The 22061-nt window shown below is 31.6% G+C and carries 24 protein-coding genes; 9 read left to right on the plus strand and 15 right to left on the minus strand.

All coding sequences use genetic code 11. The features are described from left to right. Positions 1–6 precede the first annotated feature (6 nt). Genes CQA57_RS01875 through nikR form a run of 4 tightly spaced genes read right to left on the minus strand, consistent with a single transcriptional unit; the run spans position 7 to position 2117 of the window. Positions 7–795, minus strand: a complete 789-nt coding sequence (locus CQA57_RS01875) for a histidinol-phosphatase (protein ID WP_115578546.1) — start codon at positions 793–795, stop codon at positions 7–9. Then, positions 792–1127, minus strand: coding sequence for a ribosome silencing factor (gene rsfS / locus CQA57_RS01880; protein WP_115578547.1), 336 nt, complete (start codon positions 1125–1127; stop codon positions 792–794). Before rsfS ends, CQA57_RS01875 begins: the two co-directional genes overlap by 4 nt. Continuing rightward, positions 1124–1699, minus strand: a complete 576-nt coding sequence (nadD, locus tag CQA57_RS01885; protein WP_115578548.1) for a nicotinate (nicotinamide) nucleotide adenylyltransferase — start codon at positions 1697–1699, stop codon at positions 1124–1126. Before nadD ends, rsfS begins: the two co-directional genes overlap by 4 nt. Beyond that, a complete protein-coding gene (gene nikR / locus CQA57_RS01890; RefSeq protein ID WP_115578549.1) occupies positions 1692–2117 on the minus strand; it encodes a nickel-responsive transcriptional regulator NikR in 426 nt (141 codons plus the stop codon). Before nikR ends, nadD begins: the two co-directional genes overlap by 8 nt. A 185-nt stretch (positions 2118–2302) precedes the next feature. Between nikR and exbB the strand changes: the two genes are divergently transcribed. From exbB to CQA57_RS01925, 7 genes are all read left to right on the plus strand, one after another. Continuing rightward, complete coding sequence (gene exbB, locus CQA57_RS01895; protein WP_115578550.1) at positions 2303–2725, plus strand: TonB-system energizer ExbB; 423 nt, start codon at positions 2303–2305, stop codon at positions 2723–2725. Further along, the gene (gene exbD, locus CQA57_RS01900) at positions 2722–3102 is read left to right on the plus strand and encodes a TonB system transport protein ExbD (protein WP_115578551.1); all 381 of its coding nucleotides are present in this window, start codon (positions 2722–2724) and stop codon (positions 3100–3102) included. Before exbB ends, exbD begins: the two co-directional genes overlap by 4 nt. Next, entirely contained in the window at positions 3068–3775 is a 708-nt protein-coding gene (locus CQA57_RS01905; protein WP_245941833.1) for an energy transducer TonB, read from the plus strand. The genes exbD and CQA57_RS01905 overlap by 35 nt, the downstream gene beginning before the upstream one ends. Before the next feature lie 93 nt (positions 3776–3868). Further along, positions 3869–4852: a DUF2156 domain-containing protein gene (locus tag CQA57_RS01910; RefSeq protein ID WP_115578552.1), complete on the plus strand. Its 984-nt coding sequence runs from the start codon at positions 3869–3871 to the stop codon at positions 4850–4852. Beyond that, the gene (locus CQA57_RS01915; RefSeq protein WP_115578553.1) at positions 4849–5262 is read left to right on the plus strand and encodes a GNAT family N-acetyltransferase; all 414 of its coding nucleotides are present in this window, start codon (positions 4849–4851) and stop codon (positions 5260–5262) included. Before CQA57_RS01910 ends, CQA57_RS01915 begins: the two co-directional genes overlap by 4 nt. 74 nt (positions 5263–5336) lie before the next feature. Then, positions 5337–7466 carry a TonB-dependent receptor gene (locus CQA57_RS01920; RefSeq protein WP_115578554.1) on the plus strand — a complete coding sequence of 710 codons (2130 nt, stop codon included), beginning with the start codon at positions 5337–5339 and terminating at the stop codon, positions 7464–7466. A gap of 45 nt (positions 7467–7511) precedes the next feature. Then, a complete protein-coding gene (locus CQA57_RS01925; protein WP_115578555.1) occupies positions 7512–8279 on the plus strand; it encodes a HugZ family heme oxygenase in 768 nt (255 codons plus the stop codon). On the opposite strand, the gene CQA57_RS01930 is transcribed toward CQA57_RS01925, so the two are convergent. From CQA57_RS01930 to CQA57_RS01945, 4 genes are all read right to left on the minus strand, one after another. Further along, complete coding sequence (locus CQA57_RS01930; RefSeq protein ID WP_115578556.1) at positions 8276–9631, minus strand: McrC family protein; 1356 nt, start codon at positions 9629–9631, stop codon at positions 8276–8278. The two genes, CQA57_RS01925 and CQA57_RS01930, sit on opposite strands and share 4 nt — an antisense overlap. Beyond that, complete coding sequence (locus CQA57_RS08315; protein WP_115578557.1) at positions 9631–10419, minus strand: McrB family protein; 789 nt, start codon at positions 10417–10419, stop codon at positions 9631–9633. The genes CQA57_RS01930 and CQA57_RS08315 overlap by 1 nt, the downstream gene beginning before the upstream one ends. Before the next feature lie 176 nt (positions 10420–10595). Further along, entirely contained in the window at positions 10596–11759 is a 1164-nt protein-coding gene (locus tag CQA57_RS08320) for a hypothetical protein (protein WP_115578558.1), read from the minus strand. 13 nt (positions 11760–11772) lie between these two features. Continuing rightward, positions 11773–13974: an NADP-dependent isocitrate dehydrogenase gene (locus CQA57_RS01945; RefSeq protein WP_115578559.1), complete on the minus strand. Its 2202-nt coding sequence runs from the start codon at positions 13972–13974 to the stop codon at positions 11773–11775. 126 nt (positions 13975–14100) lie between these two features. On the opposite strand from CQA57_RS01945, the gene CQA57_RS01950 reads away from it, so the two are divergent. Continuing rightward, entirely contained in the window at positions 14101–14949 is an 849-nt protein-coding gene (locus CQA57_RS01950) for a DMT family transporter (protein WP_115578560.1), read from the plus strand. 25 nt (positions 14950–14974) lie between these two features. On the opposite strand, the gene CQA57_RS01955 is transcribed toward CQA57_RS01950, so the two are convergent. The 3 genes from CQA57_RS01955 to CQA57_RS01965 form a co-directional block, all read right to left on the minus strand. After that, a complete protein-coding gene (locus CQA57_RS01955) occupies positions 14975–16579 on the minus strand; it encodes a phytoene desaturase family protein (protein ID WP_115578561.1) in 1605 nt (534 codons plus the stop codon). 15 nt (positions 16580–16594) lie between these two features. Next, the gene (locus tag CQA57_RS01960; protein ID WP_115578562.1) at positions 16595–17083 is read right to left on the minus strand and encodes a DUF2147 domain-containing protein; all 489 of its coding nucleotides are present in this window, start codon (positions 17081–17083) and stop codon (positions 16595–16597) included. A gap of 123 nt (positions 17084–17206) precedes the next feature. Continuing rightward, positions 17207–18856: a lactate permease LctP family transporter gene (locus CQA57_RS01965; protein ID WP_115578563.1), complete on the minus strand. Its 1650-nt coding sequence runs from the start codon at positions 18854–18856 to the stop codon at positions 17207–17209. Positions 18857–19061: 205 nt separating this feature from the next. On the opposite strand from CQA57_RS01965, the gene CQA57_RS01970 reads away from it, so the two are divergent. Beyond that, complete coding sequence (locus tag CQA57_RS01970) at positions 19062–20114, plus strand: tyrosine-type recombinase/integrase (RefSeq protein WP_115578564.1); 1053 nt, start codon at positions 19062–19064, stop codon at positions 20112–20114. A 5-nt stretch (positions 20115–20119) separates the two neighbouring features. On the opposite strand, the gene moaC is transcribed toward CQA57_RS01970, so the two are convergent. The 4 genes from moaC to CQA57_RS01990 are packed head-to-tail and all read right to left on the minus strand — an operon-like array spanning position 20120 to position 22060. After that, entirely contained in the window at positions 20120–20590 is a 471-nt protein-coding gene (gene moaC / locus CQA57_RS01975; protein WP_115578565.1) for a cyclic pyranopterin monophosphate synthase MoaC, read from the minus strand. After that, positions 20587–21126 carry a molybdopterin adenylyltransferase gene (mog, locus tag CQA57_RS01980; protein ID WP_115578566.1) on the minus strand — a complete coding sequence of 180 codons (540 nt, stop codon included), beginning with the start codon at positions 21124–21126 and terminating at the stop codon, positions 20587–20589. Before mog ends, moaC begins: the two co-directional genes overlap by 4 nt. Further along, a complete protein-coding gene (gene mobB, locus CQA57_RS01985) occupies positions 21117–21623 on the minus strand; it encodes a molybdopterin-guanine dinucleotide biosynthesis protein B (RefSeq protein WP_115578567.1) in 507 nt (168 codons plus the stop codon). Before mobB ends, mog begins: the two co-directional genes overlap by 10 nt. Next, a complete protein-coding gene (locus tag CQA57_RS01990; RefSeq protein WP_115578568.1) occupies positions 21623–22060 on the minus strand; it encodes a molybdopterin synthase catalytic subunit in 438 nt (145 codons plus the stop codon). Before CQA57_RS01990 ends, mobB begins: the two co-directional genes overlap by 1 nt. Between the last annotated feature and the right edge of the window lies 1 nt (position 22061).

Consider the following 22061-nt stretch of genomic DNA (forward strand, 5'->3'; position numbering starts at 1 on the left):
AAACTCCTAAAAATCATAAAAAAACATTCGCTTTTTTCTAAAAAAAACCGCTTCTTTATATCCTATATTTTTTGCAATCTCGATCACCTGTTCATAACCAAAACCTATATGCTCAACACTATGAGCATCACTACCAAAGGTAATAGGAACTTTTTGCTCAAAAGCCATTGCAATTATCCTCTCACTAGGATATTGCTCTTTTACAGGTTTTCTTAAACCAGAAGCGTTAATCTCTAGTGCCATATTTTGCTTTTTTATTGCTTCTAAAACTTCTTGTATTTGATTCTCTAAAATCTTTGGAGGCTGATGGTTAAAAACTTTTAATAAATCCATATGACCAACAATCTGAAAAAGACCTGTGGTAATCATTTGTTTTAAAGAAGCTAGATATTCCCTCCAACACTCTAGCATATCTCTCTTTTTATATTCTCCTATAAACTCTGGGTTATCAAATCCCCAATCATCTAAAAAATGAATAGATCCAATAAGATAATCAAGTGGGGCTTTTAATAAATCTTCATATAATAAATCCAAATGATTTGGTAAAAAGTCCATTTCTAGGGCAAGTAATATTTCAATTTGATTACTAAACTTTGCTTGCAATCTTTGGATATCTATACAATAATCTTTAAACTCTTCATAACCCATGCGGAATTTTGGATCATAATTCATCGGAGCATGGCAAGAAAAACCAAAAATATCAATTTTTTTGTCTATAGCCCTTAAAATATATTCTTCAGGCATACCTGTTGCATGATTGCATCTATAAGTATGATTATGTAAATCTACCCTCATGCCATCTGCTTTGAAAATTCTTGCAATAAAAATTCTTCTAGATTGAATTTAGTGCGGTGATTTTGCGTAAAAAGATGTATCATAATATCACCCAAATCAACAACAATCCAATCTTCACTTTCTTCATCAATAGCATAAAAAGTTTCCCCTTTTGGCTTTAACTCTGTCTTTAACATATCTAACAATGCATAAGTATGTCTCCCAGCCATAGCTGTGGCTATTATGACATAATCCACGATATAGTCTTTGGTGCTTAAATCAATGCATTCAATATCTTCAGCCTTTTTCTCACTTAATTTTTCTACAATAAATTCTAATCTTGCATTTTTCATTTTCTTCCTTCCATATTCTTTAAAACATCTTTAACAATCTCTTGAGGAATAATTTTTGAAGAAATCATTTTATTATCTTCTTTAATTAGACTAGATGAGAGTGGAAAAGTGATATTTTCCAACTCTATCTGCAAACAAGATGTTTTATCTACATTATACTCAAAACCCCTTCTCTTCACAAACACAAAATGAACCTTTTGTTTCAAAATTTCATAATCTTTCCACCTATGCAAACTCAAAAGATTATCTTCACCTAAAATCAAAGTAATACTCTTTGGCATATAAGAATCTTCAAAATACCTAATAGTATCAATGCTGTAGCAAATCTGATTTTGAATTTCAAAATCACTAACTACTACACGATCAAAATTACTGCAAACTTTTTGCATCCATTTTAATCTTAAGGCATCTTCAAAAAAAGTGTTTGATTTTAAGGGATTTTGATATGCAACCATAACAACTAAAAAATCTAATGGTATTTTTTTTAGTGTTTCTTTTATAATCTCAACATGTGCAATATGAGGGGGATCAAAACTTCCACCATAAATTGCAATATGTTTATTTTTAAACAAAGTTTATCGCTCTTGTAAGTTTTGAAAATTTTACCCCTTTCAAGCCACCAATTTCTAGACTTATGCGATAAATATCGCTACTTTTCCCCTTAAAAACAATAGTTTCCAAACAATTATGATGATCTAAATGCACATGTGTATTACAAAGGATTCTCATTGCATCAGCACCATGCTGTATATCTATCATTCTTTGATTCAACCCCCTAGCATGATGATCATAAATTAAAACCAAAACAGCCACCTGCTCTTGATGATCATCTTCCCACTGCTCTTCTATCATTTTTTCTCTAATCAAATCTCTAACAAGCTCTGATCTTGATGCATATCCCTGATTTGTCAATCTTTCATCTAGCTTATCTAAAAGATTTTTTTGCAAAGAAACACTAAAGCGTATAAGTTCATTCTTGGAATTTTCCATATATCTATCCAATTCAATAAAAAATTACTACACATTTGAAATACTTATTTTAACAAAAATACATTTAAAACTTAAAAATTCTTGAGGTTTAGTTACTGAAATAAATTTAATATTAAAAATTATTCTTATTATGTTATAATCCAAAACAATCGTGCAATAAAAACAAAATTAAGGTATCTTACAAAATGGAATTTTTGAGTGTTTATCTAGATTATATTATTTTTTCTATTCTTGGTTTTATGGGATTTTTGGCAATATGGTTTAGCGTAGAGAGAGTTATTTTTTTCTCAAAAATTAAACTTGAAAATTATACATCTTTAGATTCTTTAGAAGAAGCACTTACCAAACATCTAACCGCACTTTATATCATCTATTCTAATGCTCCTTATATCGGTCTTCTAGGCACAGTAGGAGGAATTATTGTAACTTTTTATGGAATGAGTCTTGGTGGAGATATAGATGCAAAAAAAATTATGGCAGATTTATCTTTGGCACTAGAAGCAACAGGTGCTGGACTAATTGTTGCCATACCTGTATTGATGATTTATAATATGCTCCTTAGAAAAATAGATCTTATCATTAATAAATACAAGGCCTTGCGTCAATGAAAATCAAAAAAGGAGAAGGGCTAAATATCGTTCCATTTATCGATATTATGCTCGTGTTGCTTGCCATTGTTTTAAGTATTTCCACTTTTATTGCCCAAGGAAAGATAAAAGTAGAAGTTCCACAAGCAGATTCTGCACAACAACCAAAAGAAGAAAAAAGAGTTGTTATCACTGTTGATGCAGATAATAAAATTTATCTTGATGATAAATTAACAAATCTCACTGAACTTAAAAGCTCCCTTGCCCCCATTGATTCTAAAACATTGATTGAATTAAAAAGCGATAAGGAATCTAAATTTGATATTTTTGTGCAAATTTTAGATATTCTCAAAGACAAAAATCATGAAAATTTTGCAATCTCTACAAGAAAAAATTAAACACCCTACAATTATAGGTTTTTTAGTTGCACTAACCTTTTATCTCATCATCTTTGTAATCATATTTATAAGACTTTCAAACAAGACTATTAGTGTGCAAGAAAATGGGAATCAAAACATCACAATGAAACTAGCTAGTGTGAATAGCGGTGGAAATGAAACACAATTTTCAAAAACCCCGCCAAAACCAAAAGAACATAAACCCAAAAAACCCAAACCCAAGAAGCCAAAACATCATAAAAAACCTACACAACCACCACAAGAAACTCCAAAAGAACTGCCAAAAGAAGAGCTCTTGACGCAAAAACAAGAAAAGAGTGATGAAAAACAAAAAAACTCCAACCTAGATCAAGAAGGTTCAAATGCAGAATCTCTAGCCTATAATCAGGGGGTAAGTGATGAATTTTTATCCAAGATAAGGCTTGCTATCTCAAACAACAACCCCTACCCAAGGATTGCTAGAATCAGAGGTCTAGAAGGAGAAATTACCGTAGAATTTATTTTAAATATTGATGGTAGCTTAGAAGGATTAAAAATTTTAAATAGCACTGCTGGAGATATTCTCAATAAAAATGCCCTAAAAGCAGTAAGCGATGCATCAAGATACTTCCCTACCCCAAAACAAAAAGTTCGTATCAAGGTTCCAATTGTATATAGTCTCAATCGAGGATAGTTGATACTTTTTATCAAAAAAAATCTGCAAATTTTCAAGAAATAATTTACAAAATTAGCACTATAATTGCGCATTTTTTATCAAGGACAAAAAATGGCTATTATCCATCTCAAAGGCTATGCTCTCAAACCCTTCAGTTTAGAAACAAAAACCATTATGGAATCTTACCTAAAGCAATATGAAGTTGATGTAAGTGATTATTCCTTTAGTGCAAATTATATTTGGCTATCAAAATCTAGTGGCTTTTATGCGATTATTAAAGATACTTTCTGTTTATTTGTAATGAGTGGTGGAGAATTATCAATGCTACTACCGCCTCTGGGAAAACCACAAAATTGCTATGAGGCGATTTTGGAGTGTTTTGAAATTATGAATGAAAATAATTCTTCAAAATTTTATTCAAAAATAGAATATGTCTGCGATAATTTTTTAGAAGGTTTTATCACACACACTCAAGAAGGCGAGGTTATTTTCAGCTCTTTAGACAATTATATAATCGAAAGAAAATTAGTAGATTACATTTACAAAAGTGAGGATCTAATCGAGCTAAAAGGAAATGCTTATCACACCAAAAGAAATGAAATCAATAAATTCAAAAAAGCCTATCCCAATCATCACATAGAAATTCTTGATCCAAAACAGCATGCAGAAGCAATCAGATCACTTTTTGATAAATGGGTTAGCGATCGCTTAAAATATATTCCAAAAACCGAAGTTGATACTTTTTTAGATGGAATCTATCAAGAAAGATTAGCAATCAAACGATCTTTGCAAGATTATGACACATTGGGATTAGATGGATTAGTGCTTTATATCAATGATGATTTGAAGGGATTTACAATTGGTGAGCAAGTATGTAGCGACACTGCAAGCATTTTGGTTGAAAAAACTGATTTTGAAGTTTTAGGATGCGCGCAATTTATTTTTCAAGAATTTTCAAAAGTTTTGAAAGAAAAATATCAATGCACTTATATCAATGTTGGTGATGATATGGGATTTGAAAATCTCAAAAAAGTAAAAATGTCATATCGTCCTGAAAAAATTGTGCCAAAATATACAATTTATCAAAAAATATGATTCTAAAAGCTCAAAAATATCACCTAGAAGCCCTCTATCAAATTGAGCAAGAGTGCTTTGGGGATGATATTTATATGTTGAGTAAAAATAATATAGCCTATCATATAAAAAAAGGTAATATCCTAATCTATCTAAGCAATCAAAAAATTGCTGGATATATTCTTACTATCAATTACAAACATTCAATCAGAATCTACTCTCTTGCCATCAGACAAGAATTTTTAAAAATGGGGATAGCAACAAAACTTTGCCAAAAAGTCATTCAAACCTCTGCAAAAAAAGTATATCTTGAAGTAAGAAAAAGCAATCAGATTGCAATCAAGCTCTATGAAAAACTAGGATTTAAAATCATTAAAGAATTACCTCTTTACTATCAAAATGAAGATGGTTTAAAAATGTTGTATTCGTAATATTTTTTTAAGCTTTTATTTTTTATAATTCTCTTTATAAAAAATAATAATGATTATCATAATTTGGAGATTTAATGAAGAAATATTTATTTTTATTTACAACTTTTTTATTTTCACTAGCACAAGAAGAAAACAAAGAATTACAAAAAATTATCACAAGTGATTTTAAAACCAAGCTTGATGAACTCAATCGAAATGTTTATATCATCGATAAAGATATGATTGAAGACAAAGGATTTACCTCGCTAAATCAAGTATTTTCATACGCACCCTTTGTGGGATTTAGCAATACTGGAATTGGAAGCAATATTGATCTAAGAGGTCAAGGAAGCAGTGCTAATGTAAATACGCAAATACTTCTTAATGGCATTAGTTTAAATATGCTTGATTCCTCACATGGAGTAACCCCTCTTGATAGCATTAGCATCAATGATATAGAAAGCATAGAGATATTGCCAGGAGGTGGTGCTGTAATGTATGGAAATGGAACAAGGGGTGGGGTTGTCAATATCAACACAAAAAAACGCTATGAAAATTTTAGTCTTAATAGTGGTATTTCATATAACTACTCTAATGGATCACAAACTCAAATTGATTTGAAGATAGGAGATAAAATCAAAGAGAATCTATTTTATACACTCTCTACAAGATATCTCTTCTCACAAGGATATCGTGATAAAGACTTAGGGCATTTAGGGAATATCGGAGGGAATTTTACTTGGGATATTTCACAAAATCACTCCCTATCTTTTGATTTTAATTACTTCAAGGGTATAAGCTCTAGCACCCCTGTTTTAAGATTTAGTGATATTACCACCCCTAGTGTATCTGATAGGACAAAAGCAGGAGATGGAGAGATAAAAACTTTGCAAGATCGCATTTCACTTGCACTAACCTATGATTATAAAATCAATAAAAGACATAAACTAAATTTTAAAACTTTCTATCATTACTACAATTCTTTTTATGATAAGAATCTTCAAAATATGAATTACACCTATAGCACTTTTTACCTTGAAAATACACAAGTGAATCAAAAGGGGAGTTATTTTTTAGATACCAAACTAGGTTTTCAGACAAAATATGACTATCAGCACAATAATGGCTTATTTATTCTTGGGATAGATAGTATTTATAACAAGGGGATTAGAAATCTTGATTTATTGATTGATTGGAGTGGAAACCTAGCCTTAGGAAAAATATCACTCACAGGATACAATCACTCTATTTTTACCTATGTAGATGCAAGTAAATTTAGCAATGCAATCTATGCGATTGAGAAATATGACTTCACAAAGAATTTTTCTCTTACAACAGGTGGAAGATATGAGCTCGCTTATTATGATGGATATAGAAAACTTGCAAATGATATGAAAATTTCTATGACCTCATTTTCTCCCATTTCTACCTATAATCTCTACAAAAATATTTCAGATTTACATCATAATTTTGCCTTTGAGTTTATTCCAAAATACAAGCTTGCTATTGGGGATTTGTATTTTAAATACGAACATGGTTTCCGCTCCCCAAATCCAGATAATCTCACTTATAGAAATGGTAGCGGAGCGAGTGCAAATTATATTGATACAAATATCAAATCAGAAAATTATGACACTTTAGAAATAGGAACAAAACTTTTTGCTAATCATCACGCAATGTTTCTTATCACAGCCTTTTATACTCTCACAAATGATGAGATTTATACCATAGGAAGCGCGCACACAGGCAGTGGGTTTAAGGTAGGAAATTATGACCTTACACAAAGAGCAGGGATTGAGCTAGCAAGTGAGCAAAACTTTTTTGATGGAATCTTGAGTTTTAGTGAAAGTTTTAGTTACATTGATGCAAGGATTCTAAAAAATGAAGGTCAAAAAGTAAATACGCTCATTCCTTATGTCAGCAATTACAAAGCTACATTAAATGCAAGTTATGAGTTTGTTAAAAACTATAAGTTATGGATTCAAAATGCTTTTATAGGGACACAAAGAGATAGTGCGCAAAATATTATCAAATCTTACAATCTTACAGATATTGGTTTAGGTTTTAAGCATAAGTTTTTTTCACTCTCTCTTGGAATTAGAAATCTATTTGATAGCTTCTATTATAGTTTTTACAACAAAGATAAAAGCGATGAAGTCATCGGATATGCTTTTTTGATTGCACAAGGAAGAAGTTATTTCATCGAAGGTAGATATAAATTTTAATTTATTTTTTGGGTGGGTGGCAGGCAAAAATTTAAGGAGTAAAAAATGGATTTTTCAAATATTTTAAAACATATGAATGAACATCATCAATCAGAAATGATTGGACTTTGTAAAAAATTTGGCAATGTAGCTGAAGTAAATAATGTGATTTTAGAAAGCGTAGATTTTAATGGCTTAAATCTCATCTTCAATCATCATCAAAAGCTAAGGATAGAGTTTCCTCAAAAAGCAGATGAAAAAACAATCAAACAAGCTATTATTGATTTATGTCAAAGTGTCCCACAAACTCTAGAATTTGAAAAAGTTAAAGAGGAAATTCAAGCATTTAAACAATCCTTTGGTTCTTGTATCCTTGCAACACTCACTCAAGATAATTTCCCCCTAAGCTCCTATGCACCCATCATTCAAATGCAGGATAAAAACTATATCTACATCAGTGCCACAGCTGAACACTTTGCTAATATCAAAAATAATCCTCAAAAAATTGAAGTAATGTTTTTAGAAGATGAATGCAAGGCAAAATCTGTGATTTTGAGAAAAAGACTAAGATATAAAGCAGAGGCAAGATTTATCCAAAGAGAAAGCGAGGAATTTACAAAAGCTCTTGATTTCTTAGAATCTTCTATGGGTGGCTCTGGAGGTGTAAAAACTATCAGAAATTTTAGTGATTTTTATCTTATCGAGCTTATACTAAAAAATGGTCGTTTTGTCAAAGGCTTTGGGCAAGCTTATCTCATATCAGATAGTGGCGCAATAGAACATATAGGCATCAGTGGGAATCCTCACAACAACCCTCATACATCAAAACACTAAAATAATGGGGCAAAAAGTATTTTTAATAAGATTTCTTTTTCCCCAAAAATATATTTACTTTCATGAATCTCTTTTTGAATGCTCTCAGATAATTCTTCCATTGATTGAGTATAGAGTCTAGGATAAATCAACCATACTTCTTTTGCTTCATGATAAATCGCATAAGAAAAAAGCTGATAAAGATCACCTTGAGAGATTCCAAAGTGTTTATTGGAATCTAAAGTTAATTGTTTCCATTTTGTATCTGCGATAATTATCTCTTGATTTCTTTCAATATGCAAATCCAAAGACATCTTAAATCTTTTTTTATCATCTTTTGCAAGCAACCATTTATCAGATTTTTGAGTTTGAATTGGAAAGTTATTGTGTTTTTTTAGCATACAGGCTACATATTTTTCAAAAAGCTTTTCCATAGGAAATAACAAAGCATATGTCCTACTATCTCCACTATAAATATCAAAGCCATTACCCTCCAAAAAAAGCTTACACCACTGCAAAATATTCTCATAATAGCTAAAATGTCTTGAAGCATTACAAGATTTAAAATCCAAGATAAAATCCTTGCTTCTTGGTATATCTCTAAAAAATTCCAATGCTTGATTGACTTGCTTCAATGTAATATGAGCCACTGCTTTGCTTTTTAAAAATTCTAAGGTTGTTTTTATCAAACGATTTTGAGGAATATCCGCAAGATATTCTTGATTAGAAGTAAAGAAACGCTCTTTTGACACAAGATTATGTTTTAAATGCTCTTTAAGAAGAAGCTTGCCCTTAAGATAAGAATGATTTTTTTGAATATTTACATAATCGTGGCGAATACCCCTCTTATAAATTTCAAAAAATTCTTGACAAAACATCTGGATAAAAATATCCAACAATGGAAACTTAGAAGTTTGCAAAAAAGAGCTTTTTGCTACTTTTGGCAAAAGAGAAAATAATTTTAAACATTCAATCAAAAAATTTCTACTCGCTGCTCTTGCCCCTATCTTATCTAACTCTTTATTATCAAAAAGTTTTTCTTTTGAAAGATTTTCAAAATTTTCTAATCGATATAACTCCTTTAATCTCTGCTTTGATATAACAAAAGAAACTTCCAAATCCCCTTTTGCCTCTCTTTGCAAAACCTCATCATCAAAACACTTAGGCAATATCTCAAGGGAGCCATATTTTGTCTGTATCACGCCTACATAGTTTTGGGCTTTGAGATAATCTACTCCTGCTTTTTTGTGGTGCTTGATAAAGCACTCATTCCCCTCAATCTGAGAAAATGCCACAAGGGAGTCAAAAAACTCCCCATTGCATTTATCACTTTCTGTAAAATCTTGATATTCAATGACTTGAAAAGATTTCATCAATCATTCTTTTGAGAGGTTTGGTAGATTTTAATATATGTATTTTCACTATTCCAAACATTCTCATCAGAGGCAATGCTATACATTTTTTTGACTTCCAAATCAAGCTCCTTGATAAGGTCTTGTGAGCCAAACAAATCATTAAGCTCTTGTTTCTCTTTTATAATCATTCCATTATCATTTAGCACAGCTTGAATGAGTGCATAATCATTGTAAAAATACTCTTGAAGCAAAGGAATGATTTTGTTTTGAAAAATGTCTTTGAGTTTCTCTAATGCGATAGAGTTCTCTCCTTCTTTGCACCCACTCAAAAAGAATGCGTGTCCAATTGTTTTTTCCCTATCATAAAGAAACTCAATTCTTTTATTTATTTTTTCTAGCATATCACAAAGCTCTATGCCTGTATCTTTGTTGTCCTTATAGACTCGTAGATTTTTCAGCTTATTTGAATCAGGCATCATCTCCACAAACTCAAATCTCCTTCTCAATGCTGTATCAATGCTTGTAATACTTCTATCAGCCGTATTCATTGTTCCGATGATATAGAGATTGCAAGGCACTCCAAACTCTTCTTGACTATAAGGAAGCCTAACCCTTAACTCTTCACTCTTCCCAATCCTTTTGCTTGGCTCAATGAGAGTAATAAGCTCTCCAAAAATCTTGCTAATATTCCCACGATTGATTTCATCAATAATGAGGATATAAGGATGGAGGATATTATCACATTCTCCTTGTCTTTGGGCTTTTTCAAAATCTCCTTTTCTAAACTCTTTATAAAGCTGAAGCATATAGGTTCGAATTTGTGATTGATATGTTTTTTCTCCAAAAACTTCAAATGCTAATTCTTTTGAAGATTCAAAATCTCGATTTGATAATACAATCTTTTCAAAATCTGTAATTAAAAAGTAAAGATTACTTTTTGTATCTTCGGTTTTTATATAAACTCTATTATTTTGAATTTCTCTTACGCTAAACCCACTTTTTTTGCTTTTTTAAAAAAAGTTTCTTCTACAATATGCTTATCAAAAAAATCTAAAATCGCATTATTAACCTCAGCTTCTTTTTGAAGTATCTCTTGTGGTTTTTGAGAATCTGCAAGATTTTTTCCTGCAGTTTCACAAAGCTTTTTAAAAATTCCCTTTTCAACTTCATAAACCACATTGCCATTATCATCAGTCTTTGGTTTGATTCCCTCTACAAACTCCTCATATCCATAACTTTGATGAAAGGTTACAAACTCAATCTGTCCTTTTTGTCTATACTCATCAAAAAGCTCTTTTCTAGCTTTTCTATCTTCTTGACTTGGAAGCTTTAATCCCTCATCATAGCTTGCTAGAATCTCTAAAGCCCTATCAATTATATTATAAGTTTTCCCTGTCGCAGGCGGACCATAGAGAATTTGATTTACTTGATTTAATGGGGTATTATTTTTATCTTGTTGCATTTTCTCATCTTCTCCTTTTGCAATCTTTTTCTTCTTATCTTTAAAATCATATTTTTTTAAGCAATCCTTTGCTTTTTGCAAAATATCAACCAAGCTATACTTTTTATCCCACAAAATTCTTTGATACATCTGATAAGTTTTCAAATCTGTTTCACCAAATTCTTCCTTTACAATTTTCTCAAGCCATCTCTTATTAAAAATATTAATGATTTTTATATCACTAATATTCTGATAGTGAAAAGCTATTTTCCATTTTACAAGATGATCAAAATCAATTTCCTCTATCTTTTCCAAATCATTTGCCAAACTTGCTTCAGCAATAGAAATAATTTTTTCTTTAATTACCTTGAAAACTTCTTGTTCATTTTTATCTGCACCATATTTTTCAAGCCATGCATATTTTTGATTATTTGAATAGTAGTGTTTAAATTTAATATTCATTTTTCTATTACTACAGACACAAATACCAAACTTAAGATTCCCAATTCCTCCATTATGCCCACGAATATTTCCAATATTTCTTAATAATATTTCAACCCAATATGCAAAATCATCTCTCTTTCCATTAGAATATAACATCGTGCTAGTATATTCTTCCAAAGTCATCGATTTTAATCTCTCTAGATTCCATTTATTCTGAAATTCCTTAAAGAGTCTTACTTTTTCATCAAAATCTATTGACACCTTTTACCTCCTCTTATCTAATCTTAGCAATGATGGTATTAAAAGTCTTGCTTGGGCGCATAATAGCCTCTGCTTTTTTATCATCAAACTTATAATATCCTCTCAAATCTACAGGCACCCCCTCTTTACTCAAAAATTCCTCTTTAATTTTTGCTTCATTCTCACTCAATTCTTTTGCAATTATCTGATATTTTGCCTGCAAGCTCAAATCCTCTTTTTGATTGGCTAGCTCTTGTGCAAAATACATCGCTAGATAAAAATGGCTTGTTCTATTATCATCTTCTTTTGCCTTTCTTGATGGAGCTTTATTGTTTTGCAAATATCTACCAATTGCAATATCCAAAGCCTTTGCAAAGATTCTAGCCTCATTGTGGGCATTTTTATTTGCAAAAAATTCCAAACTCGCCTGCAAAGCCAAAAACTCCCCTAAGCTATCCCATCGCAAGTGATTTTCCAAAATCACTTGCTCTACTTGTTTTGGTGCTGATCCGCCAGCACCTGTCTCAAACATCGCACCACCATTTAGCATTGGCACAATCGAAAGCATCTTAGCACTTGTTCCAAGTTCTAAAATAGGAAATAAATCCGTAAGATAATCTCGCAATACATTACCAGTTATCGAAATAACATCTTCTTTCTTTCTAATCAAACTTAATGTTTTTAAGCACGCCTCTTTTGGTGCCAAAATCTCTATATTTCCCTCATTTTTACCCAAATGCTTTTTTATCAAATCTATCATAATTGCATTACTAGGTCTTTTTTCATCTAGCCAAAAAATAGCCTTATTGCCCGTAAGCTTATTACGCTCTATCCCTAAATCTATCCAATTTAATATTGCATCATATTTCACCTGATTCACCCGATAGATATCCCCTTGAGCAACTTTGTGTTGTAATAAAATCTGATTATTTTCATCTAAGATTCTAAAAATCCCATTACTTGGTGCTATAAATGTTTTATCATGCGAACCATATTCTTGAGCTTTTTTTGCCATCAAGCCAATATTAGACACGCTTCCTAATTCACTAGGATTTAAACTGCCAAAATGATGCAAATCTTCCAATACTGCCTCATAAATCGTAGCATAAGTTTGATCAGGGATTAGTGCATTTGCATCACATTCTTTGCCATCTTTATCCCAAAGTTTTGCACCATTTTTTAGCATTGCTGGCATTGAAGCATCTACTATCACATCGCTTGGTATATGAAGATTTGAGATACCTTTATCAGAATTTACCATTGAGATTTTTGCACTCTTTTGCAAAATCTCTTGGTATTTTTTCATAATCTCATCTTTTTTGCTAGAGGTTTCTATTTTTGTCAAAAATTCTGATAAACCATTATCTGCATTGATTTTTAGATTCTCAAGCTCTTCTTTAAAATCCAAAAACAATTCTTTAAAATACGCCTTGATGGCATAACCAAAAATAATAGGATCACTTACTTTCATCATCGTAGCTTTAAGGTGCAAAGAAAACAAGATATCCTCTTGCTTGCAAATTTCTATTTGTTGCTCATAGAATGCACTTAGTTTTTTAACATCCATAAAACTCGCATCTAAAATCTCATTTTTTTCTATTTTTATCTTTTCTTTAAAAATCTTGATATTTCCATCTTTATCTATAAATTCTATTTTTGCATTTCCATCTTCTGGCACTAAAATAGCTTTTTCATTACTGAAAAAATCCCCATCTTTCATATAAGAAACTCTACTTTTAGAAGATGTGTCAAATTCTTTGATTTTATAGGGATTTTTTCTTGCATATTCTTTGACAGATTTAGTGCATCTTCTATCAGAATTCCCTTGTCTAAGCACTGGATTTACAGCAGAACCTAAAACCTTTTGATATTTTTGATAAATCTCTATCTCTTCTTGTGTATTTGGATTTTCTATAAAATCTGGTATTGCAAAACCTTTTTTTTGTAATTCTTGTATTGCAGATTTTAGCTGTGGGATTGAGGCTGAAATATTTGGAGTTTTAATGAGATTTGCTTCACTTTTTTGCACTAAAAAAGAAAGTTTTTCCAAATCATCATCAATACGCTGGTTTTCTTTTAAAAATTCTGGAAATTGTGCCAATATTCTTCCTGCTAAGGAAATATCTACACTTTCTACTTCAATACCAATGGAATCTAAAAATGCTTTGATAATTGGTAAAAAAGAATAAGTTGCTAATGCCGGAGATTCATCTGTGAGTGTATAGGTGATTTTCATTTTATGCCCTTTTTATTACAATTTTTAAGCCTACTTAGTATATCCAACAATAAAAACTTTAGTATCAAAGATAACTTTAAAAAATAAAGAAATATCCTATAATCACACAAAAAATTAAGGGTAAAAGTGTTTAATCCACAATCAAAACTTCTTCTTTTTGCACTCCTTGCAGAAAGCTTTATCATTTATGCTAGCGTATTGGTCAAAATTGTAGAGCTAACTCCAATTATACTAGGTTTTTATCGCGTGGCTTTAGCAATCCCATTTTTTCTTATTTTTGCACAAAAAGATATTTTTAAAACTCCATTAAAAGATGCCTTGTTGATGATACTAGCTGGAATATTTTTTGGTTTAGATTTGGTATTTTTTAATACCGCCCTACACCACACAAGTGTCGCTCATGTAAATCTTATTAGCTCTCTTGTTTGTTTTACTCTTGTGCCTATTGGTGCAATATTTTTTAAAGAAAAGATTACCTTAAGTTTCATCATGGGCTCCCTCGTAGCCCTTGTTGGAATCTTCTTACTTCTTGGAGGTAGAGAATCTAATAGCCCCTCTTCTTTATTTGGTGATTTTTTAGCTTTTTTGAGTATGTGTTGTTATAGCATTTTCTTAGCACTTGTATATCGTATCAGAAAGACATACAATACAATGATTTTAATGTTTTTTGCCTGCATTGGTTCTAGTATTTTACTTTTACCAATGGGAGGATTTTTAGAAGGGTGGCAAATACCAGAAAATCCAAAAGAATGGTTTTATGTTTTATTGGTCGTTTTATTTGGTCAGATTCTAGGGCAAGGATTTTTTGGATACATCATGGGAAAACTTGATACTAAAACATCTTCACTGATCCTCTTATTCTCTCCCATAACAGCGGTTATATTGGGCTTTATCTGTTTGAGAGAGATTATCAGCTTTTTAGAGTGTCTAGGGATTTGTATTATTCTTGCTGGAATTTTTATCGCAAAAAAATAATCCCTCTCCACTTTTTGCACTTTGCTTAACCAATTAAAAACTTAATGACATTATAAATTCCTAAAGCTAGTGCTGTGCCAAATGCTATAGCTAGCGTATATCTCTTTGTAAGTGCCCAAGGTTCTAGCATCTTTCTACCTGCACGATAGCCTGTCATAAGTGCTCCAGTAAATCCACCACCTGGGAAAGCAAATGCTGATGCAAAATAAAGATTTTTTACACTCTTTGATTCATATCTCTCTCTGCTCAAGAAAGTCTCTCCATCCTGATCATAACCATAAGGAGTTCCTTTTCTTGTTCTGATATATCTCTCAATAGTCTTTGGAGTAGCTAATTCAGAGTGGATACAATGTTGCATAATCCCTGGGAATGCATTTTCAAGCCTACCTTCAAGGATTGCTTTTACTTCTTCTTTTTTTGCCTTATACTCCTCTTTTTCCAACTCCCAATCTTCATACTTACCATAAGTAGTAATAACACCTAAGTATCTATCATCTCTATCACTTAAACCACTATCTATTTTAGAATAATTTACAAAAACAAAATCCATATCTTTGTAAGCAAGCTTACTATAATCCAACTCTTTAAAATCTTTGTTTAATTGTTCATCGTTAACAATAAAGGTGCTGTAATCCATATCAGGATACAATTCACTTAAATTCTTATCAAAAATCATATAAATAGAAATCAAAGAAGTATCTGTTTTTAAGTTTCTTGTTACACGTAAATCTTTCTCATAGCTTCTATCTTTTGGTAAAAGTTGATTATATACAATTGCTGGATCGCAGTTTGCCACTACATTATCCGCATATACCACAACCTCTTCTTTAGTTTTTTTATCAAAATATTTTACTCCTACAGCCTTATTGCCATCAAGCAAGATATCCGTTACATCAGATTTCGCTCTAACCTCTCCTCCATTAGCAGTAATAATGCCAGAAATAGCATCAGCAAGAGCTTGAGAACCTCCATTGACATACATACCTTGAGTATAATAAGCATTTTGTGGGATAGCATGATAACTCCAAATAAATTTATATGGATCATAGTGATAATATACGATATTGATATTCAAAATTCTCTTAAGTTTAGAATCCTTAATACATTCATCCAATACTTGTCCCACTGTTCTATTGCTCAAAAAATTATAAGCCAAAAACATCATCACTCTAAAAGGTGCTGTAAAAAATTCCAAGAAACTCATATCAAATGGATATTTTCTAGCGATTTTTGCTTGAAAAGCTATCTTTTTAAAATATTTATCAATACCATCAGCTTCATGAGGAAACATTTTTTTTAAGGCTTCCTTTGTGTTTGTGTGAGGGATAACAAGTCTTTCATTTTGAGTTTGAATTGTCCAAGCAGTAGGCAATGGAACTAATTGTATCTTATCCCACAATCCTATATAATCAAAGATTCTATATTTCATATCAATATTTTTTGGACCAAAATCAAGCTCATGCAACCCAGCATCTACCATCATTCCCTTTCTAGGAAAGCAAGTGGAACAGCCACCAATAAGATTATGTTGCTCCAATACCAAAACCTTTCTGCCATTCTTGCTTAATACAGCACCGCAAGTCAATCCACTTAATCCTGAACCAATAATAACTGTGTCAAACTTTTGCATTTCTACTCCTTATTTTTAATCTTGTGGAATTGTCTCTTCAACAATTTTAAGATCCACATCTCTAGACAAATATGGCTCCACCTCTTCTTTTGAAAGTTTTTTCCATACTATTGTTTTTCCAAACATACCCACAGAATCAGAAGAAGCCCTAATAACTAAATCATCTCCCTTTACTTCTGCTTTTGCATAATAAGTTTTTCCATTTACATAATTATATACTTTTCCACCAACATATTTATCTTCAGATTTTTTTTGCAGATTCCATACAAAAACACTACCCTTAACTCTTCTTTTTTGAAGTTCTTTATTTGGATTTTTTACATCATATCCAAAATCTGCATTATCTTTTGAAGTAAAGCCATAGGCATAATATTTATTATCTTTTTCAAAAACTCTTACCACACTCTCAAGCCCGTGTTCATTCTTTGGCAAAATGTAATATCCTGTGATATCCGCACCAAAAATACCACTCAAAAATATAAAAATGCTAAAAACAACTCTCATTTTTTCTCCTTATTCTTGTTTGTGCTATCTTAAGAAAAAAATATCAAGTAAATATCAAGTAATATTGAAGTAAGTGATTTGAAGCTAAATATACCCCTTAAGAAGTCTCTTAAGGGGTAATTTTTAATGTGTAACAACTGGTATTACTTCTGGAATAACAAAAGCAATAAAGGCTGTCATAAGACCTACGAGTATAATAAAACCTACAGAATACTTCACTGTAAATCTAAAAAGTTCAGATTCCCTGCCCACTAGACCAACAGCAGCACAAGCTACTGCTATACTTTGTGGACTTATCATTTTTCCTACTACACCACCAACTGTATTTGCAGCCAAGAATAAAATTTCAGGGATATCAAGCTGTCTTGCGGTAACTTGTTGCAATGTACCAAACAATAGATTTGCACTTGTATCACTTCCTGTTAAAAATACTCCAATCCAGCCAACCATAGGTGAGAAAAATGCAAATGCATTTCCTGTATGTGCCAACGCTAAAGCTAGTGATGCAGAAATACCACTATAATTTGCAATATACGCAAATGCAAGTACTAAACCTATTGTTAAGATTGCGAATTTCATTTCATTGAGTGTTTCTCCAAAAGTGCTTATTGCCTCAGAGGGCTTCACTTTTAAAAGCAACATACTAATGAGAGCTGTAAGGAAAATAGAAGTCCCCACTGTATTGATAAGAGGTAATTCAAATAATGATTTTACAGCCTTATTTTCTGCTACTACTGGTTGAGTTTGATAAATACTTGCCAAAGAATCAAAGTTAAATTTCAAGGTGCTAAAGTTCAATATCCCATCAGAAGCAAATAAGCCTTTAAATGAAGGCATTGTCCAAATAACAATCATACCAATAAGTATTACAAAAGGCGACCAAGCCAAAATCACTTCAGAAGTGCTGTGATTTTTTTGTGTCTTGATTTCTTCTTTTTGAGAATCAAACTTAAAAATATTTTTTGGTTGCCAAAATTTTAAAAATATTGTTGTTGCAACAATAGAAACAATAGCAGAAGCAATATCTGGTAACTCTGGTCCAAGATATGTAGCCGTATAGTGTTGAACGATTGCAAAGCTCAAACCAGCTACTAATAATACAGGCCAAGTCTCTCTCACTCCCTTAAATCCATTCATTAAAAATACTAGAAAAAATGGAATAAATACAGAAAGTGGCGGGAGCATCAAACCTGTCATTGCCGAGATGTCAATTGCAGGAACATTTACAAGTTTTGCCATTGCAATAATTGGAATCCCCACAGCACCAAATGCTACTGGAGCAGTATTTGCAATCATACATAAACCTGCAGCATACAAAGGTCTAAGTCCCAATCCCACCAAAAGTGCAGCAGTAATTGCTACAGGACCACCAAATCCTATCGCACCCTCCAAAAATGCACCAAAACAAAAACCAATCAAAACAACCTGAATTCTCTGATCTGGAGTAATTGCAATAATACTATCGCGCAAAATATCAAAATATCCTGATTTTACTGAAAGTTTGTAGAGAAAAATTGCAGCAATAATAATCCAAGCAATAGGCCAAAGACCATACAAGAAACCATATGCCAAACTTGAAAAAACCTTATCAAATGGCATATGATAAACAAACAATGCAATCAAAGTTGCCAAAAACATTGTTAGAAAACCTGCCACATAACCCTTGAGTTTAAAAACTACTAAACATAGAAAAAATAATGCTATGGGCAAAAAAGCCACAAATGCACTTAGCCAAATATTATCCAATGGATTGTAATTTTGAACAAATTCCATAATCACCTCTTTTTAATTGTTGTTAAAATTTTCATTATACTTTATAAAATATATTTTTTGCTCAAAAAAGTAAAATTTAAATTTACTTTGTAACTTCTATACACTTTTTAAACAAAATAACATCATTCTTCATAAGCTTTTATATGGTAAATTGCATTTTTATAACTAAATTTTCTTATCAAAATCAAAAACTAGGAATAACCCTATGAAATATATTCTTGAAGCACAACAAAAAGTATCTATGGATTTACTTATTTGGACACAAAGATTTCTAAGATATAAAGTCACCACACTATCCAATCGTCTTGTTAAAGACAAAGAGCATTTATTAAAAAATCTAGAAATCTTGCAACAAGACATCACAATAACAACTCTAGATAAAACTTGCAAAGAAATACGCAATTGTGGTCTTATTGGAATCAATACCTATGCACAGCCTCTCATCAAACTTTATTACTTCATTGAAAAAAAAGATTTAAAATCAATCAAAGAAATTGATGAAGAGCTATTAAGTGATTTCTTACTCCTTGAGACAAGTACCCTTAGTGTGCAAACCAAGAAAAATTACCGCATCGCTCTGCTAGGCCTATTTGATTATATCAGCAAGCAAAATAAAGATACTTATAGCTTCAATATTACACTAAAAATCAATGCAATTAAAAACAATAAATCAAAACTTCCCACATATCTCAAGGAAGATGAAATAAAAAAATTTCTAGAAGCTATTCCTACATTTCCTATAAACAAAACCATAGAAGCTAGAAATAAACTCATCATTACACTAATTATTTACACAGGTATTCGTGTAAGCGAGGCGACAAACCTTAGCACAAAAGACATCATCAAAGACGGGAAAGTTTTTTTGCTTAACATAAGAGGAAAGGGAGATAAAAGTCGCGTAGTAATGATAAAGGCTACACATATACACAACTGGCTTGAAGAATGGTTACAAATACGAGCAAAAATCACCAATATAGAAAATCAATTGTTATTTTGCAATCAAAAAGGCAAGGCTCTTTCTCAAGCCTATATCTATAAAAATGTTGAAAATATTTTACACTATATAGGAATCAAAAAAGAAAAAATGGGAGCACACATGCTAAGACATTCTTTTGCTACATTGCTTTATCAAAAACATAAAGATTTGGTACTTGTGCAAGAAGCTCTAGGACACGCGGATTTAAACACAAGTAGAATCTACACACATTTTGATAAAGATAATTTATCAAAAGCCGCAAGTCTTATGGATGATTTATAATGAAACTATCGTCTAAATTCTCCACTTTTTCCACCACTTTTTGATTCTAGTAGAATATCACTAATCACCATGGTTTTATCAATTGCTTTTGCCATATCATAAATTGTTAAAAGCCCTATACTTACCGCACTAAGAGCCTCCATCTCAACTCCAGTTTTTCCACATGTTTTTACTTTTGCTTGCAAAATAAAAGCACAAACCTCATCATCTTGTTTAATTTCAATATCTACACCACTTAAGAATATATTGTGGCACATAGGTATAATTTCGCTGGTCTTTTTTGCACCCATAATTGCTGCAACAACAGCTGTTTGCAATACTGCGCCTTTTTTTATTTTTTGATCTAAGATAGCGAAATAAGCCTCTTTGCTCATGGTAATCTTGCCACTTGCAATAGCTTCCCTTTGAGTATCTTCTTTCATCGCAACATTAACCATCTTAGGATTATTGCTTTCATTTAAATGTGTTAATTTCATTTTATAGCCTCTTTTGGTCTAAAAATTTTAATATTCTCCTCATTAGCCTGAATATAATGACCTCCAATCAAATCTATACAATAAGGTATTGCAGGAAAAATTGCCTCTAAACACTCTTGTATGCTTTTTGGCTTACCTGGCAAATTTACAATCAAGCTTTGTTTTCTAATCCCTGCCGTCTGTCTTGATAAAATTGCCGTTGGCACATACTGCAAACTCACCTGCCTCATCAACTCTCCAAAACCTGCTAATATCTTCTCGCACACATTATGCGTAGCTTCTGGAGTAACATCCCTTGGAGCAGGACCAGTTCCACCAGTTGTAACAATCAAATCACACTTTGTTTCATCACTCAACAAACAAAGTGTATTCTCAATGTCTTTTTGCTCATCACTTATAAGATGATAAAAAAAATCGCATTGATTTAAGATATAAGATTCTAATACCTCTTGTATTTTTTTACCAGAAATATCCTCATAAATACCGTTATACGCCCTATCACTAGTTGTCACAATTCCTATTTTTATCAAATCCATCCTAACTCCTTTGGTGTTTTTGCATTTTTTTCAATCCATTTAAAAATCATCATCACTTCATTAAGATTCAAAATCTCTCCACAAAAACTATTTTTTTGCCAACTCAAATCCATATCATCAATGGCTATGGCATGAGAATTTTTAATTTCCTCATAAAAAATCTTCCCCCTTGCTACGCAAATTCTAGGTATTACGATATCTTTATACCCTTCTATAAAAATATAATCTTTAAAAGCAAAGTCTAAACATATTTTCTGGAGTTCTTGTTTATTATGCAAAAAAATAGCACTTTTTTCATTAGAGCTAATCACCACATCAGCCCCTGCTCTAAAAAATTTCTCACTATCCTTGCCATATGTATCAAATACTGCCTTATTCTTTGAATCATGCTTTATCGCCAAGATATCATATTTGTCACTCAATAATAAAATAAGTTTTTCTATAAGGGTAGTTTTACCACTATTACTCACACCCCCAAAAGCAACAATTCTTACCATTAGGCCAATAATCCACTCTGAGGTAATTGATAGCTTCTCTCTTTGGCATAAATCCTTTTCCCACTTTTTATATCATATTTCCAAATAGGAGCATTATGTTTAAAATCCTCTACAAAAGTATCATAATATTTTAGAGCCTTTTTTCTTTGCTGAGAGATAATTGCACACATAAAAGAACTTTCTTGATTAAAAACATTGCCTATAGAATGAGCCATGCACAATACCACACCATCTTGCTTCATTTTTTGTTCCCATTGTTCAAACCATCGTTGTAGTAATGGCATGTAAATATCAAAACTTAAACCCTCATTGCCATCTTCTTCCCTAACAATGCCACAAAAAATACAACAAGCTCCAAAGTTTTTACCTTGCGCAATTAGATGATATTCCTTATATAACTCTTGCACATCAAGAGCCCCATTCACAATCTTTAACACA

The sequence above is a fragment of the Helicobacter anseris genome, from assembly GCF_003364335.1.
Taxonomy (GTDB): domain Bacteria; phylum Campylobacterota; class Campylobacteria; order Campylobacterales; family Helicobacteraceae; genus Helicobacter_H; species Helicobacter_H anseris.

Coding starts and splice junctions, on each gene's coding strand:
- CQA57_RS01875 (WP_115578546.1), bottom strand. CDS start 795: ATGAGGGTAGATTTACATAATCATACTTATAGATGCAATCATGCAACA.
- rsfS (WP_115578547.1), bottom strand. CDS start 1,127: ATGAAAAATGCAAGATTAGAATTTATTGTAGAAAAATTAAGTGAGAAA.
- nikR (WP_115578549.1), bottom strand. CDS start 2,117: ATGGAAAATTCCAAGAATGAACTTATACGCTTTAGTGTTTCTTTGCAA.
- exbB (WP_115578550.1), top strand. CDS start 2,303: ATGGAATTTTTGAGTGTTTATCTAGATTATATTATTTTTTCTATTCTT.
- exbD (WP_115578551.1), top strand. CDS start 2,722: ATGAAAATCAAAAAAGGAGAAGGGCTAAATATCGTTCCATTTATCGAT.
- CQA57_RS01905 (WP_245941833.1), top strand. CDS start 3,068: ATGAAAATTTTGCAATCTCTACAAGAAAAAATTAAACACCCTACAATT.
- CQA57_RS01910 (WP_115578552.1), top strand. CDS start 3,869: ATGGCTATTATCCATCTCAAAGGCTATGCTCTCAAACCCTTCAGTTTA.
- CQA57_RS01915 (WP_115578553.1), top strand. CDS start 4,849: ATGATTCTAAAAGCTCAAAAATATCACCTAGAAGCCCTCTATCAAATT.
- CQA57_RS01920 (WP_115578554.1), top strand. CDS start 5,337: ATGAAGAAATATTTATTTTTATTTACAACTTTTTTATTTTCACTAGCA.
- CQA57_RS01925 (WP_115578555.1), top strand. CDS start 7,512: ATGGATTTTTCAAATATTTTAAAACATATGAATGAACATCATCAATCA.
- CQA57_RS01930 (WP_115578556.1), bottom strand. CDS start 9,631: ATGAAATCTTTTCAAGTCATTGAATATCAAGATTTTACAGAAAGTGAT.
- CQA57_RS08315 (WP_115578557.1), bottom strand. CDS start 10,419: ATGCTTCAGCTTTATAAAGAGTTTAGAAAAGGAGATTTTGAAAAAGCC.
- CQA57_RS01945 (WP_115578559.1), bottom strand. CDS start 13,974: ATGAAAATCACCTATACACTCACAGATGAATCTCCGGCATTAGCAACT.
- CQA57_RS01955 (WP_115578561.1), bottom strand. CDS start 16,579: ATGCAAAAGTTTGACACAGTTATTATTGGTTCAGGATTAAGTGGATTG.
- CQA57_RS01960 (WP_115578562.1), bottom strand. CDS start 17,083: ATGAGAGTTGTTTTTAGCATTTTTATATTTTTGAGTGGTATTTTTGGT.
- CQA57_RS01965 (WP_115578563.1), bottom strand. CDS start 18,856: ATGGAATTTGTTCAAAATTACAATCCATTGGATAATATTTGGCTAAGT.
- CQA57_RS01970 (WP_115578564.1), top strand. CDS start 19,062: ATGAAATATATTCTTGAAGCACAACAAAAAGTATCTATGGATTTACTT.
- moaC (WP_115578565.1), bottom strand. CDS start 20,590: ATGAAATTAACACATTTAAATGAAAGCAATAATCCTAAGATGGTTAAT.
- mog (WP_115578566.1), bottom strand. CDS start 21,126: ATGGATTTGATAAAAATAGGAATTGTGACAACTAGTGATAGGGCGTAT.
- mobB (WP_115578567.1), bottom strand. CDS start 21,623: ATGGTAAGAATTGTTGCTTTTGGGGGTGTGAGTAATAGTGGTAAAACT.